This window comes from Marinobacter similis (assembly GCF_000830985.1).
GTDB lineage: Bacteria > Pseudomonadota > Gammaproteobacteria > Pseudomonadales > Oleiphilaceae > Marinobacter > Marinobacter similis.
The window spans coordinates 2,375,226-2,391,410 of sequence record NZ_CP007151.1 but is presented as its reverse complement, the minus strand read 5'-3'; the positions used below and the strand labels follow the sequence as shown (position 1 = coordinate 2,391,410).

11 protein-coding genes and 6 pseudogenes are annotated in these 16,185 nt (G+C 60.8%); 11 read left to right on the top strand and 6 right to left on the bottom strand.

The window, feature by feature from the left end; genetic code table 11:
* From AU14_RS11075 to AU14_RS11055, 6 genes and pseudogenes are all read left to right on the top strand, one after another.
* The gene (locus AU14_RS11075) at positions 1-762 is read left to right on the top strand and encodes a LytR/AlgR family response regulator transcription factor (protein ID WP_041340829.1); all 762 of its coding nucleotides are present in this window, start codon (positions 1-3) and stop codon (positions 760-762) included.
* A gap of 95 nt (positions 763-857) precedes the next feature.
* Positions 858-1,434, top strand: a pseudogene (hemC, locus tag AU14_RS23875) (hydroxymethylbilane synthase); the annotation flags it as partial.
* Between the two features lie 63 nt (positions 1,435-1,497).
* The gene (locus AU14_RS23870; RefSeq protein WP_407942854.1) at positions 1,498-1,797 is read left to right on the top strand and encodes a hypothetical protein; all 300 of its coding nucleotides are present in this window, start codon (positions 1,498-1,500) and stop codon (positions 1,795-1,797) included.
* Positions 1,778-2,589 (top strand): annotated as a pseudogene (locus AU14_RS23865) (uroporphyrinogen-III synthase). Before AU14_RS23870 ends, AU14_RS23865 begins: the two are co-directional and overlap by 20 nt.
* An 8-nt stretch (positions 2,590-2,597) precedes the next feature.
* Positions 2,598-3,736: pseudogene (locus AU14_RS11060) on the top strand (uroporphyrinogen-III C-methyltransferase).
* Positions 3,733-4,973 (top strand): annotated as a pseudogene (locus tag AU14_RS11055) (heme biosynthesis HemY N-terminal domain-containing protein). Before AU14_RS11060 ends, AU14_RS11055 begins: the two co-directional pseudogenes overlap by 4 nt.
* Before the next feature lie 89 nt (positions 4,974-5,062).
* Here AU14_RS11055 and AU14_RS11050 read toward each other — a convergent pair.
* The 3 genes and pseudogenes from AU14_RS11050 to rho all read right to left on the bottom strand — a co-directional run bounded on the left by AU14_RS11050 (position 5,063) and on the right by rho (position 9,078).
* A complete protein-coding gene (locus AU14_RS11050) occupies positions 5,063-6,055 on the bottom strand; it encodes a 2Fe-2S iron-sulfur cluster-binding protein (protein ID WP_041343904.1) in 993 nt (330 codons plus the stop codon).
* 10 nt (positions 6,056-6,065) lie between these two features.
* Positions 6,066-7,555, bottom strand: a pseudogene (ubiD, locus tag AU14_RS11045) (4-hydroxy-3-polyprenylbenzoate decarboxylase).
* A 260-nt stretch (positions 7,556-7,815) separates the two neighbouring features.
* Entirely contained in the window at positions 7,816-9,078 is a 1,263-nt protein-coding gene (gene rho / locus AU14_RS11040) for a transcription termination factor Rho (RefSeq protein ID WP_041340827.1), read from the bottom strand.
* 373 nt (positions 9,079-9,451) lie between these two features.
* On the opposite strand from rho, the gene moaB reads away from it, so the two are divergent.
* From moaB to AU14_RS19085, 4 genes and pseudogenes are all read left to right on the top strand, one after another.
* Positions 9,452-10,024 carry a molybdenum cofactor biosynthesis protein B gene (gene moaB / locus AU14_RS11035; protein WP_041340826.1) on the top strand — a complete coding sequence of 191 codons (573 nt, stop codon included), beginning with the start codon at positions 9,452-9,454 and terminating at the stop codon, positions 10,022-10,024.
* Between the two features lie 32 nt (positions 10,025-10,056).
* Positions 10,057-11,271 (top strand): molybdopterin molybdotransferase MoeA, encoded by a 1,215-nt coding sequence (locus AU14_RS11030; RefSeq protein WP_041340823.1) that lies wholly within the window; start codon positions 10,057-10,059, stop codon positions 11,269-11,271.
* 2 nt (positions 11,272-11,273) lie between these two features.
* The gene (locus AU14_RS11025; RefSeq protein ID WP_041340820.1) at positions 11,274-11,534 is read left to right on the top strand and encodes a MoaD/ThiS family protein; all 261 of its coding nucleotides are present in this window, start codon (positions 11,274-11,276) and stop codon (positions 11,532-11,534) included.
* A 1-nt stretch (position 11,535) separates the two neighbouring features.
* Positions 11,536-11,981: pseudogene (locus tag AU14_RS19085) on the top strand (molybdenum cofactor biosynthesis protein MoaE).
* Between the two features lie 53 nt (positions 11,982-12,034).
* Here the strand turns inward: AU14_RS19085 and trxA are convergent.
* Complete coding sequence (gene trxA, locus AU14_RS11020; protein WP_041340817.1) at positions 12,035-12,361, bottom strand: thioredoxin TrxA; 327 nt, start codon at positions 12,359-12,361, stop codon at positions 12,035-12,037.
* A 249-nt stretch (positions 12,362-12,610) separates the two neighbouring features.
* Between trxA and ppx the strand changes: the two genes are divergently transcribed.
* Positions 12,611-14,149: an exopolyphosphatase gene (gene ppx, locus AU14_RS11015; protein WP_041340815.1), complete on the top strand. Its 1,539-nt coding sequence runs from the start codon at positions 12,611-12,613 to the stop codon at positions 14,147-14,149.
* On the opposite strand, the gene AU14_RS11010 is transcribed toward ppx, so the two are convergent.
* Together AU14_RS11010 and AU14_RS21565 are read right to left on the bottom strand one after the other, a co-directional pair.
* A complete protein-coding gene (locus tag AU14_RS11010) occupies positions 14,146-15,606 on the bottom strand; it encodes an ATP-binding cassette domain-containing protein (protein ID WP_236744008.1) in 1,461 nt (486 codons plus the stop codon). The genes ppx and AU14_RS11010 overlap by 4 nt on opposite strands.
* Positions 15,606-16,094 (bottom strand): ATP-binding cassette domain-containing protein, encoded by a 489-nt coding sequence (locus AU14_RS21565; RefSeq protein WP_236744007.1) that lies wholly within the window; start codon positions 16,092-16,094, stop codon positions 15,606-15,608. Before AU14_RS21565 ends, AU14_RS11010 begins: the two co-directional genes overlap by 1 nt.
* Between the last annotated feature and the right edge of the window lie 91 nt (positions 16,095-16,185).

Sequence of the window (16,185 nt, the reverse complement as noted above, 5' to 3'; positions counted from 1 at the left end):
ATGCCCAGCAGCCCTTCAAGCCCCCGCAGAATCCTGATCGCCGACGACGAACCGCTGGCGCGGGAGCGGTTGCGCCGTCTGGTCAGCGCACTCCCCGAGTACACGGTGTGCGGCGAGGCCGCCGACGGCGATGCCGCCCTGCAGCAGGTGGCTAGCCTGGAGCCGGACATCCTGCTGCTGGATATCCGGATGCCCGGCATGGATGGCATGGAGGCGGCGGCTCGGCTGGAACAGCTCACCAACCCGCCAGCACTGATCTTCTGCACCGCTTACGACCACTATGCGATCCAGGCCTTCGGCGTTCAGGCCACCGCCTACCTGCTCAAGCCCGTACGCAAGGAAGCCCTGGCCGATGCCCTCGGGCGGGTTGGCCGGGTCAACCGGGTGCAGCGGCAAGCGCTAACGGAGCAAAGCACTGCCAACGATGAACAGCTCGCGGTGCGCACCTACCGGGGCACGGAACTGATTGACCTGGCCGATATCCTGTACTGCGAGGCCGACCAGAAGTACGTAACCCTACACCACGCCGCAGGTGAAACCGTGTGCGATTTCACCCTGAAGGAACTCGAAGGCAGCTACCCCCATCACTTGCTGCGCATTCACCGCCACACCCTGGTCGGCGTGCGTTTCATCCAGGCCCTGCGACGCACCCCGGATGGCCAGAGCGTGGTGGCGCTGCGCGATGGCCAGGGCGAACTACCGGTCAGCCGTCGACACGCCAGCAGCGTGCGCCAGTGGCTGCAGGAACACCAACCGGGCTAGGATCTTACCTCGGGAACCCACAACACCGTTCGCGGGACATTTTTGCCGTCACAAGGTAACCTTGGCGTACATTTTCCGAACTGACAGTGAGTGGCATGTCCAAACGCACCCTTCGCATCGCAACCCGCAGCAGTGCCCTGGCACTGTGGCAGGCAGAATTCATCAAGGCGGAACTGGAACGGCTGAACGACGACATCTCCGTTGAGCTGGTCAAGATCAAGACCCAGGGCGACAAGATCCTGGATGTGCCCCTGGCCAAGATCGGTGGTAAGGGTCTGTTCGTGAAGGAATTGGAAGAGGCCATGTTGGATGGCCGCGCGGATCTTGCTGTGCACTCCATGAAAGATGTCCCCATGCACTTCCCGGAAGGCCTCGGCCTGGTTGCCATCTGTGAGCGCGAGGACCCGACCGACGCTTCGTGAGCAACAACTACGACAATGTTGATGCCCTGCCAGATGGCGCCGTGGTGGGAACCGCCAGCCTGCGTCGTGAGGCGCAACTGCGCGCCTACCGCCCGGACCTGCAGATCCGCGTACTACGCGGCAACGTCAACACCCGTCTGGCCAAGCTCGACGCCGGTGACTATGACGCCATTGTACTGGCCAGCTCCGGCCTCAAGCGCCTGGCTTCCACGACCGCATCCGCTACTGCCTGCCGGACACCATTTCGCTGCCAGCCGTCGGCCAGGGCGCGCTCGGCATTGAATGCCGGCTCGACGACAACGAGCTGCGCGCCATGCTGGAGCCGCTGAACCACGTCGACACCTGGGATCGGGTCAGCGCCGAGCGTGCCCTCAACCGTCGGCTCGAAGGTGGCTGCCAGGTGCCCATTGCGGCCTACGCCCTGCTGGAAGATAACGACACACTCTGGCTGCGAGGCCTGGTCGGTGCCGTTGATGGCACCCAGATCTTACGGGTTGAGGGCCGGGCACCTCGCAGCGAAGGCGAACGCCTGGGCCGCGAGCTGGCCGAAGACCTGCTCGCGCTCGGTGCCGATAAGGTGCTAGCAGAGATTTATGGCCACACCCCCCGCTAAGTTGCCCGATCTTCAGGGCCGGCACATCCTGATCTGCCGGCCCGAACCCGAAGCCTCTCGCCTTGCCCAGTGTTTTCGCGAAGCTGGCGCAGTGCCTCGGGTGCTGTCCCTTATCGAGCGCGAGCCGTTGCCGGAGACACCGGAGCGTCGCACCCTGATCCTCAGCCTCGATCACTACACCCACATCATCACCGTCAGTCCCTACGCGGCCCGCCTGCTACTGGACGAGGTGGACACCTGGTGGCCACAGATTCCGACCGGCATTCGCTGGTACGCCGTCGGTGCCGGCACCGCCGCAGTGCTGGCCGAGCAGGGACTGAGCCGCGCCAACCTGCCCAGGGCTGGACCAGCGAGGCGCTGCTGGCCCTACCCTCCCTGGCCCGGATTGACGGTGAGCGGGTACTGCTGGCCCGCGGCGAAGACGGCCGCGAACTGATTCGGGCAACCCTGGAAGCGAGGGGCGCACAGGTGACCGTGCTGCCGCTGTATCGCCGCTTCCTGCCGGACCACCCCAGTGATCAGATTAATCACCTGCTGGGCGACTTTGCTCCCGAGGCCATCGTCACGCTCTCGGGCGAAACCTTGAACAATCTCATCGCACTATGTGCGAAGAGCGGCCATAATCTATACGATAGGTTATTGATTGTTCCCGCAGATCGAGTCGCCGACCAGGCTCGCACTGCAGGGTTCGAATTTCCGTGCATACCAGGAAGCCTTGCCGACAACGACATCGTGGCCACCGTTGCAGAGCAACTGAACGGCCGGGACGGTAGCTCCGGAACAGTTAAGTAAGGACGCCCGTGACTGAGACAACAAATCAACTGCCCGCCACTCTCGCCAAGGAACCAGCACAGCGCCAGAGGCTCTGGCCGGTCTGGCTCATTGCCATCGTCGCCCTGATCCTGGTCATTGCGCTCGCTTTATGGAGCTGGCAGCAGTGGAACAACCACCAGGCCGTTCTGGCCTCACTCGACAATCTCCAGCAGGACACGGCTCAGCTTGAGGACCGCTACGGCGACCGCGGCAGCGAGCAGAATCAGCGCCTGCAATCGTTGGAGCAGACCCTGAGCTCGCAACGGGAACTGATCGCCCGACAGCAACGCCAAATCGATCACAACGCCCGGGAATTGCTGGAAGCCGGCAACCGCACCCGGACTGACTGGCTGCTGGCCGAAGCGGAGTACTTGCTGAGGATCGCCAATCAGCGCCTGATGATTGAAAAGGATATCCGCGGCGCCCGCTCGGCACTGGAAGCCGCCGACGAGGTGCTGACCGAATCCGACGACATTGGCGTGTACCCGGTCCGCCAGCAACTGGCCCGGGAAATTCTCGCGCTCAAGAGCATCAGCGGCGTTGACCGCACGGGGCTGTACCTGAAGCTCGAAGCGGCCATCGACAGCATTCACCAGCTCACCGACCAGGCCTGATCAGCGAGCAGGCACCTGGCTTTGTTCGGAAGGATGGCGATACCTCCGCCGATGCGGCGCTCGAACCTGGCACCCTGAGCCAGGCCTGGAACACCGCCAAGACGACCTTGAAGCAGGTCGTGGTCGTGCGGCGCATGGACGAACCGGTAAAACCGCTGCTATCTCCGGACCAGAGCGCCTACGCCCGCCTGAATCTGCAGCTGATGCTGGAAGAGGCGGAAATGGCGGTCCTCCGCGGCAACCAGCCGCTGTACGAGCGGGCACTGACCAAGGCCCGCAGCACCATCGACAGCTGGTACGACGCCAGCAACCCGCGGGTCACTGCACTGTCAGACACCCTGAGCGAACTGGCCAAGCGCAATGTTGATCCGGAACTGCCGGACATCAGCCAGTCCCTGGACTTGCTCAAGCAGCGCCTGGCAGGCCGGCTGAATGGCGGTGAACAGAAAGAGACCGAGGCTCAAAGTGGAACCCGAGGCAAGTCCGAGGGCAACGGAGGCGATAATTCATGATTCGCCTGCTGCTGATTGTCCTGCTGGCCCTGCTGATCGGGACCGGACTGTCGATGGGTCTGCAATACGACCTCGGCTATATCCGCATCAGCCTCGGGCACTACCTGATCGAAACCAACTTCTGGGTCGGCGTCGCTTTGCTGGTGGCCCTGGTCGCGCTGATCATGGTCAGCGTCGGCCTGTTCCGACGCTTCCGCCAGAGCACTGGCGTGGTTGCCGGATGGCTGGCCCGTGGCAACGAACGCCGCGCCCGTCGTCGTACTACCCAGGGTCTGCTGGCGCTGGCTGAGGGCAACTGGCCCCGGGCGCGCAAGCTGCTGACCTCCTCGGCCAACAATGCCGACACCCCACTGATCAATTACCTGGCTGCGGCCCAGGCCTCGTTCGAATCCGGTGATCACGAGGCCGTGGACGAGCTACTACGCCTCGCCTTTGAAAGCACACCCGGATCCGACATGGCCGTAGGCATCACCCAGGCCCAGTTGCAACTAGCCGGCAACCGTCTGGAACAGGCCCTGGCCACCCTGGTGCGCCTGCGTAAACAGTCGCCGCACCACCCGTTCGTCCTCAAGCTGTTGAAGAACACCTATCTGCGCCTGGAAGCCTGGCGCGAGCTGTCGAAATTGCTGCCTGAGCTGCGCAAGCGCAACGTTCTGCCGGACGAGGAGCTGCACGACCTCCAGCGCCTGGTTTGGCACAACCTGCTGGAAGATGCCGCCGAGGATTGTCGCCGGCAGCGCAAGGAAGACCCGAACGCCTCACTGGAACCGCTGACTCGCCTGTGGGACGCGCTGCCTGGTTTCCTGCGCCGTGACGAGCACACCATCCGGACTACGCCAGACTGTTGGCCAACCTGGGCGAAGAGGCCCAGACCGAAACCCTGCTACGCAAGGTACTGAGAAATCACTGGAGCGATGAACTGGTGAACCTGTACGGCCGGATTGAGGGACAGAAACCGGATGAGCAGCTTCTCATCGCCGAGCAATGGCTCAAAGACCGGCCGAACAACGCCGAACTGCTGCTGGCACTGGGTCGACTCAGTTTGCGCAACGAGCTCTGGGGCAAGGCCCGCGAGTACTTCGAAACCAGCCTGCGCCTGCGCCGCAGCCGGGAGACCCTGGCGGAACTGAGCCGGCTGAACGCTCACATGGGCGAGGAAGAAGTCAGCATCAAGTTGATGATGCAGGGACTGGCCAACGACAACGGCCTGCCTGAGCTGCCAATGCCACGGGCCTAAAAACGCCCCTGAAAAACAAAAAAACGGGCCTGCTGGCCCGTTTTTTTGATCTCTGTTTATTCAACCAACCTTTCTGGTTAACTTTCTAGTTAACCCCGGGGCGCGTACTCAAGCACATCGGAAAAGAAGGCTTCTTCTGGTAGACCGGCCTCAATGAGGGCATCCATGAGCGTGTACACCATGGTCGGTGACCCGCTGGCATGCACTTCCACGTTATCCCAATCCATACCGGTGGCCAACACGGTCCGCACCAGCTGATCGTGGTGTCCGCCCCAATCATTGTCCTCGTCATCACCCACAACCGGGCGGAAGGTAAACGCAGGCCACTCCTGATCCCAGCGGTGAGCCAGCGAGCGCAGGTACATGTCCTCATGACGGCGCACGCCCCAGAACAGGGTCACCGGCTGGTTGTAGGAGGTGCTTCGGAGGTAATCCACCAGACTCTTCATCTGAGCAAAACCGGTACCGGCGGCAACCAGCAACAACGGCTTCGCCGGCGCTTGCGCCAGACAGGCCTTGCCGTGTGGCAACTCCAGGGTCACCTCGCCGCCGGACGTCAGCGCGTCGATCACTTTCTGGGCCGACACCCACTCCGGCGAAGCCTGGATGTGCAGCTCAATGCTCTGTTCAGAGGGACTGCTGGCAATGGAAAAGTAGCAAGGCTCGGCGTCCGGCAGGATCACCGACAAATACTGGCCAGCATGAAACGACAACTCCCGCCGGCGCGGGAGCTGAAGCTCGACGCGGTAGACGTCATGACTGATGGACTGAACGTCCGCGACCTTTGCCTGAAATTTGCGAGGCTGATTAGCTCCAGCTGCCATAACGGCGTCTATCTCCAGTTCGAGATCAGTCAACGCCCGGCTTCTACACAACATCAGGGGTTCACTGATCGAAATATTCTGTTGGTTTCGGGTATTCAACGCAGTGCCAGCCAAAAGCCGGCCACCGCAGAGTTCACACACCCCGTTACGACAGGCCGCGGGAACCGCGATCCCTGCCCTGGTGGCAGCGCCCAGTAAATCGTCTTCGGGCTCGGCGCCAAAGCCGAGCCCGGAAGGCTGCAAAACCACCCGTTTCACATTTCTGGCCCTATTGGTCGGGGCGATCAGCGCCAGTTTCAATGCCCAGACTGTCCCAGAGTGAATCCACCCGCTGCTTGACCTCATCGCTCATCACAATGGGCGTACCCCACTCCCGATCAGTCTCCCCTGGCCACTTGTTGGTGGCATCCAGCCCCATTTTCGAGCCCAGGCCAGACACCGGCGAGGCGAAATCCAGGTAATCGATGGGCGTATTGTCCACCAGCGTGGTGTCCCGGGTCGGTCCATACGGGTGGTCATGGCCCAGATCACGTCTTTCCAGTCTCTCGCGTTGACGTCGTCATCGGTGACAATCACAAACTTGGTGTACATAAACTGACGCAGGAACGACCATACGCCCATCATCACCCGTTTGGCATGGCCGGGATACTGTTTCTTCATAGTCACCACTGCAAGGCGGTAGGAACAGCCCTCCGGCGGCAGGTAGAAATCAACAATCTCCGGAAACTGCTTTTGCAGAATCGGGATAAAGACCTCGTTCAGCGCTACCCCAAGAATGGCCGGCTCATCGGGCGGCCGCCCGGTGTAGGTGCTGTGGTAGATCGGGTCCTTGCGATGGGTAATGCGCTCAACGGTAAAGACCGGGAACTGATCCACCTCGTTGTAATACCCGGTGTGATCTCCGAACGGTCCTTCCGGGGCCATGTCATCGGGGTAGATAAAGCCTTCCAGCACGATTTCAGCACTGGCCGGCACCTGCAAGTCACTCAAACCCGCTTTAACCAGCTCGGTCCGGCTGCCACGAAGCAGGCCAGCAAACGCGTATTCCGACAACGAATCCGGCACCGGTGTCACCGCCCCAAGAATGGTAGCCGGGTCTGCGCCCAGGGCCACCGCCACGGGATACGGCTGGCCCGGGTTGGCCTTCTGGAATTCCTGGAAATCCAGCGCACCACCGCGGTGGCTGAGCCAGCGCATGATCAGCCGATTGCGACCGATCACCTGCTGGCGGTAGATCCCGAGATTCTGGCGCTCCTTATGCGGACCACGGGTGATCACCAGTGGCCAGGTCACCAGCGGTCCGGCATCGCCCGGCCAGCAGTGCTGTACCGGAATCTGGTACAGGTCCACCTGATCCTTCTCGATCACCACATCCTGGCACGGCGCCGAACGCAGCACCTTCGGGCTCATGCGCATGACCTGTCGGAACAGTGGCAGCTTCTCAATGGCATCCCGGAAACCCTTGGGGGGATCCGGCTCTTTTAGAAAGGCCAGCAGCTTGCCGATATCCCGAAGCGCGGTCACATCGTCCTGTCCCATACCCATGGCCACACGCTTCGGCGTACCAAACAGGTTTGCCAGCACCGGCATGTCGTGCCCCTTGGGATTCTCGAACAGCAACGCCGGACCGCCCGCCCGCAAAGTGCGGTCGCAGATTTCCGTCATTTCCAAATGGGGATCAACTTCAACAGAGATGCGCTTCAGTTCACCCAGCTTTTCCAGCTGGTCTATGAAGTCTCGCAGGTCGTTGTATTTCATCGCGTGCTCCGAAGGTTTCGGGCTTTTTACGGGCTGCGGCGCTTATTGGATGTTTACACTTAACGCCAGGTCAGGATGGAGGGACGGGTGCGCGCAGGAGGCAGGGAAGCAGTGCCGGGAGACCTTGTCCCGGACTGTGTCTTGCCAGGGATGGCAAGACCAAGCCTACAGGGACGTATCCACGGCGTGTCCGGGGCAAGGTCTCCCGGCGCAGCTAAACCGAAAGGTTCAACGCGCCGGGGCTAATCCCTGACTCTGCCTTAACGACGCTTCATCGACTGGAAGAACTCGTCGTTAGTCTTGGTGTCCCGGAGCTTGTCCAGCAGGAACTCGATGGCCGCCGTATCGTCGTCCATCGAATGCAGCAGCTTACGCAGGATCCACACTCGCTGGATGTCCGCCTCACTCATCAGCAGGTCTTCACGGCGCGTGCCGGAGCTGCGGATGTTGATGGCCGGGTAAGTACGCTTCTCGGCAATCTTGCGGTCCAGATGGATTTCCATGTTGCCGGTGCCCTTGAACTCCTCGTAGATCACCTCGTCCATCTTGGAACCGGTGTTGACCAGTGCCGTCGCCAGGATGGTCAGGCTGCCGCCCTCTTCCACATTCCGGGCTGCACCGAAGAACCGCTTCGGCTTCTCCAGGGCGTGGGCATCAACACCACCGGTCAGAACCTTGCCGGAGGACGGGATCACGGTGTTGTAGGCACGAGCCAGACGGGTAATGGAATCCAGCAGGATCACCACGTCTTTCTTGTGTTCAACCAGACGCTTGGCCTTCTCGATCACCATCTCGGCAACCTGAACGTGCCGTGCGGGTGGCTCATCGAACGTGGAAGCAATCACCTCGCCGCGCACGGTGCGCTGCATTTCGGTCACTTCTTCCGGGCGCTCGTCGATCAGCAGCACCATCACGTGGCATTCCGGGTTATTACGGGTAATCGACTGGGCGATGCTCTGCATCAGCAGCGTCTTACCGGCCTTGGGCGGGGAGACGATCAGACCACGCTGGCCCTTACCGATAGGAGCAACCAGGTCCAGCACCCGCGAGGACAAATCCTCGGTGCTGCCATTGCCCGCTTCCAGAGTCAGGCGCTCTTCAGGGAACAGCGGCGTCAGGTTCTCGAACAGGATCTTGTTACGGGCGTTGTCCGGCTTGTCGAAGTTAATTTCATTAACCTTCAACAGGGCAAAATAACGCTCGCCGTCTTTGGGCGGGCGAATCTTGCCGGCAATGGTGTCACCGGTACGCAGGTTAAAACGACGGATCTGGCTCGGAGAGACGTAAATATCGTCCGGTCCCGCCAGGTAGGAAGCGTCAGCGGAACGGAGGAAACCAAAACCGTCCTGCAGAATTTCCAGTACGCCGTCGCCGTAGATGTCTTCGCCGCCCTTGGCGTGTCTCTTCAGAATAGTGAAGATGACATCCTGCTTGCGCGAACGAGCCAGGTTATCGAGGCCCATCTCTTGCGCAATTTCGAGCAATTCGGGCATGGACTTCTGCTTGAGTTCAGTAAGATTCATAGTTTGTTGGATTATCAGGAATGGAAGTAATCGAATGTGGGATGACAGGGTGTCCCTGCACGGATTGATCAAAAATTAACGTCGTTGAACTTGTTGCTGGCCAGATGGAGCAACCGGGTGTAGATGGAATCCGGGTTTAAAAGGGTCTGAAGCCAGAGAGTGGGAACAACCGTCCCCTAGGCAACGAAGATCATCGACCACCTCACTGGCGAATGTCAAGTAAACTGTCCAAATTAACGCCAACTTAACCCGGATCCTGATTCCTTTGGCCGGCGCAACCTGTCAGGCCTGGCCGGAGCCCTCTTCCAATCCATAGCCGTGATCCGGATACTTGCGTTATCAGTATTTATCCCAAAATTACGGAGCTAACGCCATGGGCATCGACCTCGCCGGCGAATTCAAACCCCTTAACATCGCCCTGTTGACCGTTTCTGACAGCCGCGGCCCCGAGCAGGACACCTCGGGCCAGTTTCTGGCCGACAATCTGCTCGAAGCAGGACATCATTTAGCGTCCCGACGCATCCTGCCGGACGACGTGTACCTGATACGCGCCCTGATCGCCAACTGGATCGCCGACCCGTCCGTGCATGCCGTACTGATCACTGGCGGCACCGGTTTCTCTGAACGCGACAGCACGCCAGAAGCGGTTGGACCGCTGCTGGACAAGGCCATTGATGGCTTTGGTGAGGAATTTCGACGCCTGTCAGCCGCCGAAATCGCCAGCTCCACCATCCAGTCCCGGGCCTTTGGCGGTCTGTCCAACCACACCGTTATCTTTTGCCTGCCGGGTTCCACTGGCGCCTGCCGGACAGGTTGGAACGGTATCCTGCGCAATCAGCTGGACAGCCGACACTCCCCCTGCAACTTTGCCGGGCTGGTATTGCGCAAGCCGGACAAGCCCCTGCATCGGGTAAACGAGCAGATCGCCACCCGCGCGACCATCTGAGCGCATTCAGCGAACAACAAGGAGAACCGCTCATGGTCAGCCCTGACCTGACGCCCCTGGAAGATGCCCTGAGTCACTTGCTATCCCGAGCACCGGCGATCAGTCGCACCGAAATTGTGGCGCTGCCCGATGCTCTGGATCGCATCCTGGCTGAAGATCAGAGGGTCCCGGCAGATGTGCCGCCGGCCGACAACAGCTCGGTGGATGGCTATGCCCTGCGCCAGCAGGACCTTCAGGCGGCCAAGCCTCTGCCGATTTCGGCCCGCATCCCTGCCGGCACCGCACCCACGCCACTGGCCGCGGGCACCGCCGCCCGCATTTTTACCGGCTCGGAGATCCCCGCCGGCGCCGATTCGGTGGTCATGCAGGAGCAGGTAGATGTTTCTGAAACCGGCATCCAGGTACAGACTGACGTCGAGCCGGGCCAGAACATCCGGCGCCAGGGGCAAGATCTGAACAAGGGCGATCTGGCCTTGCCCCGAGGCACCCGACTGCGCGCTCAGGAGCTGGGGCTACTTGCCTCCATGGGCGTGGCTCAGGTGCCCGTCATGGGCAAGCTCAAAGTCGCCATTCTCACCACCGGCGACGAGCTGGTGGAACCCGGGCAACCACTGGGCCCCGGACAGATCTACAACACCAATAGATTCACCCTGCTGGGCCTGCTCAGGCACGCCGCCTGCGAAGTGGTGCTGTGTGAGGGTCTGGCGGACAATCGAGCCGCCACGGAGGCCACTCTGCAGAAAGCGGCCACCGAAGCAGATCTGATCATCACCACCGGCGGGGTTTCCGTGGGCGAGGAAGATCACGTCCGTGCCGCACTGGAGGCCACCGGCAACCTGTCGCTCTGGCGCCTGGCGATAAAGCCGGGCAAACCGCTGGCCTTCGGCGTGATCGACGGCACTCCCCTGCTCGGACTACCCGGCAACCCAGCTGCCGTTCTGGTCACCTTTGCCATGATCGTGATGCCCTTTATCCGTCAGTGTCAGGGCCAGCCGCGCATTCATCCGGTGGGCGAGCGGCTGCCAGCGGACTTTGAGGTTCCCTCGCCCTCAATCCGCCGGGGCTTTTTCCGGGCGCGCAAAGAGCACAAGGCCGGAGAGCTTTGTTTGGCCGCCTACCCTAATCAGAGTTCCGGCATGCTCAGCTCTGCCTGCTGGGCCGATGGCCTGGCAGTGATTCCAGAGAACAGCGAAGTCCGGATCGGCGACGTGCTAACCTACTATTCATTCACCGAGCTTTTGGCCTGATCATGACTGCAGAAACTTTCACTGTCCGTTTCTTCGCCCGACTACGAGAGGAACTGGACACCGAGCAGCTCACGCTGCCGGCCGAACCCGGCCTGACCACGGGAGCTGTCCTGGCCAGCTTGGCCGAGCGCGGCGGCGCCTGGGCCCAGCTTCAAGGAAAACAGCCCGTGATGATCGCGGTGAACCAGGCCATGGCCAAACTGTCTACCGAGGTACGTGCCGGCGATGAAGTGGCTTTTTTCCCGCCGGTGACCGGAGGCTGAGATGATTTCAATCCAGAACGAGGATTTTGATCCTGCAACGGAGTACCAACGGCTCAGAGACAGCGGCGCGGGCACCGGAGCCATTGCAACTTTTACCGGCCTGGTAAGGGACAGTGGCGATCTGAGTGACGTTCAAGGCTTATACCTGGAGCACTACCCCGGCATGACCGAGCAGGTCATTGAGGGATTAATTGCCGAGGCTTCGTCCCGCTGGGATGTCCGCCAGGCACGAGTGATCCACCGGGTCGGCCGACTGGCACTGCAAGACCAGATTGTCTTCGTTGGCGTCTGCAGCGCACACCGGAGCGACGCATTCGCCGCCTGCCAGTTTTTGATGGACGCCTCAAGACCTCGGCACCTTTCTGGAAGAAGGAAATCACCGCTTCCGGGGAGCATTGGGTGGAGCAAAAGGACTCAGACGTCGCCCGCAGCGATGCCTGGCAATAAAAAACCGCCCGTGAGCGCAAGCTCAGGGGCGGTTTTTAGCAACCGGCCGGCAATCAGAGATTGCTGTCCAGGAAGGCTACCAACTGCGACTTGGAGAGGGCGCCTACCTTGGTGGCATCAACGTTGCCGTTCTTGAACAGCATCAGAGTCGGGATACCGCGGATGTTGAACTTAGGCGGAGTCTGCTCGTTTTCGTCGATGTTCAGCTTGCAGATCTTCAGCTTGCCTTCGTATTCGTCTGCAATGTCTTCCAGTACCGGAGCGATCATCTTGCAGGGACCGCACCATTCCGCCCAGTAATCTACCAGTACCGGAACGTCGGACTGCAGCACGTCCTGCTCAAAGGAAGCGTCGGTTACGTTTACGATATTTCCGCTCATTACCATTTCCTGATTCGTGCGCCCTACATCATGTCAGCCTGCTTTAGACCCGCAGCAGGGCGCTGTTCACTTCGCTGAATGATTGCCTCGTTGTTCAGACAACCTTTCACCCTTATCGAGATGAGCCATACTTTACGCGATTGGTCCGCAATATGTGAAGCGGTAGATCGGCCTGTCCGTTACTGACAGGCCTGAGGGATTTCGCTTATAGTAGCCCGGAAGCTCACCTTTAAAAGGATTTCGACCACCGTGACGGCCGCATCCACCTCCGAAAATACTGCTCCTCCTTCGGAGGTTCTCGCAGCCATCGACATGGGCTCCAACAGCTTCCACATGGTCGTTGCCCGGCTGGTACACGGAGAAATCCGCACCCTAGAGAAAATGGGCGAAAAAGTTCAGCTGGGCGCGGGTCTAGACGAAGCCAACAACCTCACTCCAGAGGCGCAGGAGCGTGGCCTGGCTTGCTTGCGGCGGTTCGCTCAGCGGCTGAACGGCATGCCGCCGAGTGCGGTTCAGATCGTCGGCACCAACGCCCTCAGGGTCGCCCGTAACGCCCACATCTTCATGGACCAGGCCGAGGAAGTGCTGGGCTACCCGGTGGAAATCATCGCCGGCCGTGAAGAAGCCCGCCTGATTTATCTAGGCGTTTCCCATACCCTGTCCGACGATTGTGGCCGGCGGCTGGTGATCGACATCGGTGGCGGCAGCACCGAATTCATCATCGGACAGCGCTTCGAACCCGAAGTGCTCGAGAGCCTGCACATGGGCTGCGTGTCTTTCCGCAATCGCTATTTCCCGGATGGCAAGATCACCCGGCGGCAGATGGACAAGGCGGTTACCCACGCCGAACAGGAGCTGCTGAACATTCGCCGGCATTTCCGCTCCGTGGGTTGGCAGAGCGCAGTGGGGTCGTCCGGCTCCATCAAGTCAATCTCCAGTGTCTTGGCCAGCCTTAAAATATCCGACGGCACCATCACCCGAGACGGGATGCTGGAGCTGCGCAAGCGCCTGGTGGATATGGGCCGGATCGAAAAACTGGGTGACCTGGGCGTGCGTTCAGACCGCCAGAGCATCTTTCCGGCCGGCTTCGCGATTTTGATGGCTGCGTTCCAGTCACTCGGGATCGAGGAAATGGAATTTGCCGATGGCGCCTTGCGGGAGGGGTTATTGTACGACATCGCCGGACGGATTCAGCATGAAGATGTGCGCGAGCGTACCATCACCGCACTGCAGGAGCGCTATCACGTGGACCAGGCCCATGGCGCCGCTGTAGAGGAAACAGCCGTGGCGGCCTGGGAGCAGGTGGCAGACACCTGGGGTGTGCGCACCGCCAGCGACGAGGAAGCCTTGCGCTGGGCCTGCCGCCTGCATGAGATTGGACTGACCATCTCTCACAGTCAGTATCACAAGCACGGCGCCTATCTGCTGCGCTATTCCGACCTGCCCGGCTTCAGCCAGCAGTTTCAGCGTGATCTGGCCACCCTGGTGCGGGGTCACCGACGGAAATTCTCACCGGCCATTTTCGACGGCGTGGATGATCCGGACGACAAAACCCGGCTGCGCTACCTGTGCGTACTGGTTCGCCTGGCCGTGCTGATTCAGCACCCGCGCAACCTGGAGCCACCACCACGGCTGATACTGAGCGCCGAAGCCAACAAACTGACCGTCGAATTTGACGAAGGCTGGCTCGACGATCGGCCACTCACCCTGGCCGATCTCGAAAACGAACGGGACTATCTTGCCCGGCAGAATTTCGAGCTGATGATTCCGGTCGCCGAACGGGCCTAGCCTGTCAGCTCTGCCTCCAGAGACTCAACAGTTTCACTGACCTCAAGCCACTCCGCCTCAATATTTTCCAGCCGGCGCTTGGCTTCCGCCTGTTTGCCCAGCAGCTCCTTCAACCGAGCCTGACCCTCAGCGTCGTACAAAGCCGGGTTGGCCAGATCGGCCTCCAATGCCTGCAGGGATTGCTGCAGCCCATCCATATCCTTCTCCAGGCTGGTCTGGCGCTTGCGATACGGACTGATTTTCTGGCGCAGTGCGGCCTCTGCGCGCTTGCGGGCTTTGCGATCGTCAGCGCTCTCACCGACCGGCTCCGCCGTACTGGCTTGGGCCGCACCGCTGCTGGCTGAGGCCTGGTTGTTGCGCGGAGCTTCGCTGTCGTCTTTGCGACGATCGGCCAGCCAGCGCTCATAATCTTCCAGGTCACCTTGATATTCTTGCACCCGGCCGTCATTCACCAACCAGAACTCATCCACGGTATTGCGCAGCAAGTGCCGGTCGTGGGACACCACTACGATGGCCCCCTCGAAGTTCTGCAAGGCCATGGTCAGGGCCTGGCGCATTTCCAGATCCAGGTGGTTGGTGGGCTCATCGAGCAACAACAGGTTCGGACGCTGCCAGGCGATGATCGCCAGGGCAACCCGGGCTTTCTCGCCACCGGAGAATGAGCGAATAGCGCTCAGCGCCTCGTCCCCATGGAAATCGAAGCCACCCAGAAAATTGCGAATGCTCTGTTCCGAAGCCTTGGGAGACAAACGCTGGAGATGCAGGAAGGGGCTGGCGTCCAGATCCAATGATTCCAGCTGATGCTGGGCAAAATAACCAATGGCCAGGTGCTCGCCGCAGGTGCGATCCCCGGCCAACAGGGTCTTTTCACCGCGCAGGCCGTCCATCAGTGTCGATTTACCAGCGCCATTGGGGCCCAGAAGGCCAATGCGACTGCCGGGCAAAAGCGTAAGATTGATCCCGGCAAGAATCGGCGTGGTGCCATGGCCGGCCTCGCCATTGCGAATGGACAGCAGCGGGTTGGACACTTTCTCGGACACCGGGAATTCGAAGCTGAACGGCGAATCAATGTGCGCCGGTGCGATACGTTCCATGCGCTCCAGTGCCTTGACCCGGCTCTGGGCCTGCCGGGCCTTGGTGGCCTTGGCCTTGAATCGATCGATGAAGCGCTGTATTTCGGCAATCCGGGCCTGCTGACGCTCAAAGCCCGCTTGCTGCTGGGCCAGACGTTCGCTGCGCTGCCCTTCAAAGGCGGTGTAGTTACCGGTGTAGAGCTCAAGCTGCTGCTGATCAAAGTGCACCAGATGGGTGGCGACCCGGTCCATGAAATCCCGGTCATGGGAAATGAACAGCAGGGTCCCGGGATAGCGGCGAAGCCAGTTTTCAAGCCACAGGCAAGCATCCAGATCCAGGTGGTTGGTGGGCTCATCCAGCAGCAACAGGTCCGAGGGCCGCATCAAGCCTGGGCCAGGTTGAGCCGGATCCGCCAGCCACCAGAAAACGCCGACACCGGCCGGCGATGTCGTAATCGGAAAAGCCAAGTCCTCGCAGCAGGGTCTCGGCACGGCGCGACGCCGACCAGGTTCATGAATATCCAGCTCACCATGAATGCGAGCCTGGGCATGGTCATCGCCACGCGCTTCGGCATCGGCCAGCTCGGCTCCATACGCCGGAGATCGAGGTCGCCGTCGAGAACAAAATCCCGGGCGCTGCGATCGGAGGCTTTCACCTCCTGGGCCATGTGGGCTATGCGGCAGCCGCCTGGCAGCGACACGCTGCCCTGCTCCGGTGCCAACTGGCCCAGTAGCAGCTGGAACAGGCTGGATTTACCCGCGCCGTTGGCGCCGACAATGGCGACACGCTGGCCCGGCTGGACGGTGAGGTTGACCGCCTGTAGCAACCAGGCGCCGCCCCGTTGTAAACTGAGATCGGTTATCGTTAACATGTGTCCATTTTATCAACGTATCGTTGGCAAAGAAGGTCCAGTTACCATGACGGTTTGTTCACAGAGCCCATCGGAACGAACGACGGACAGC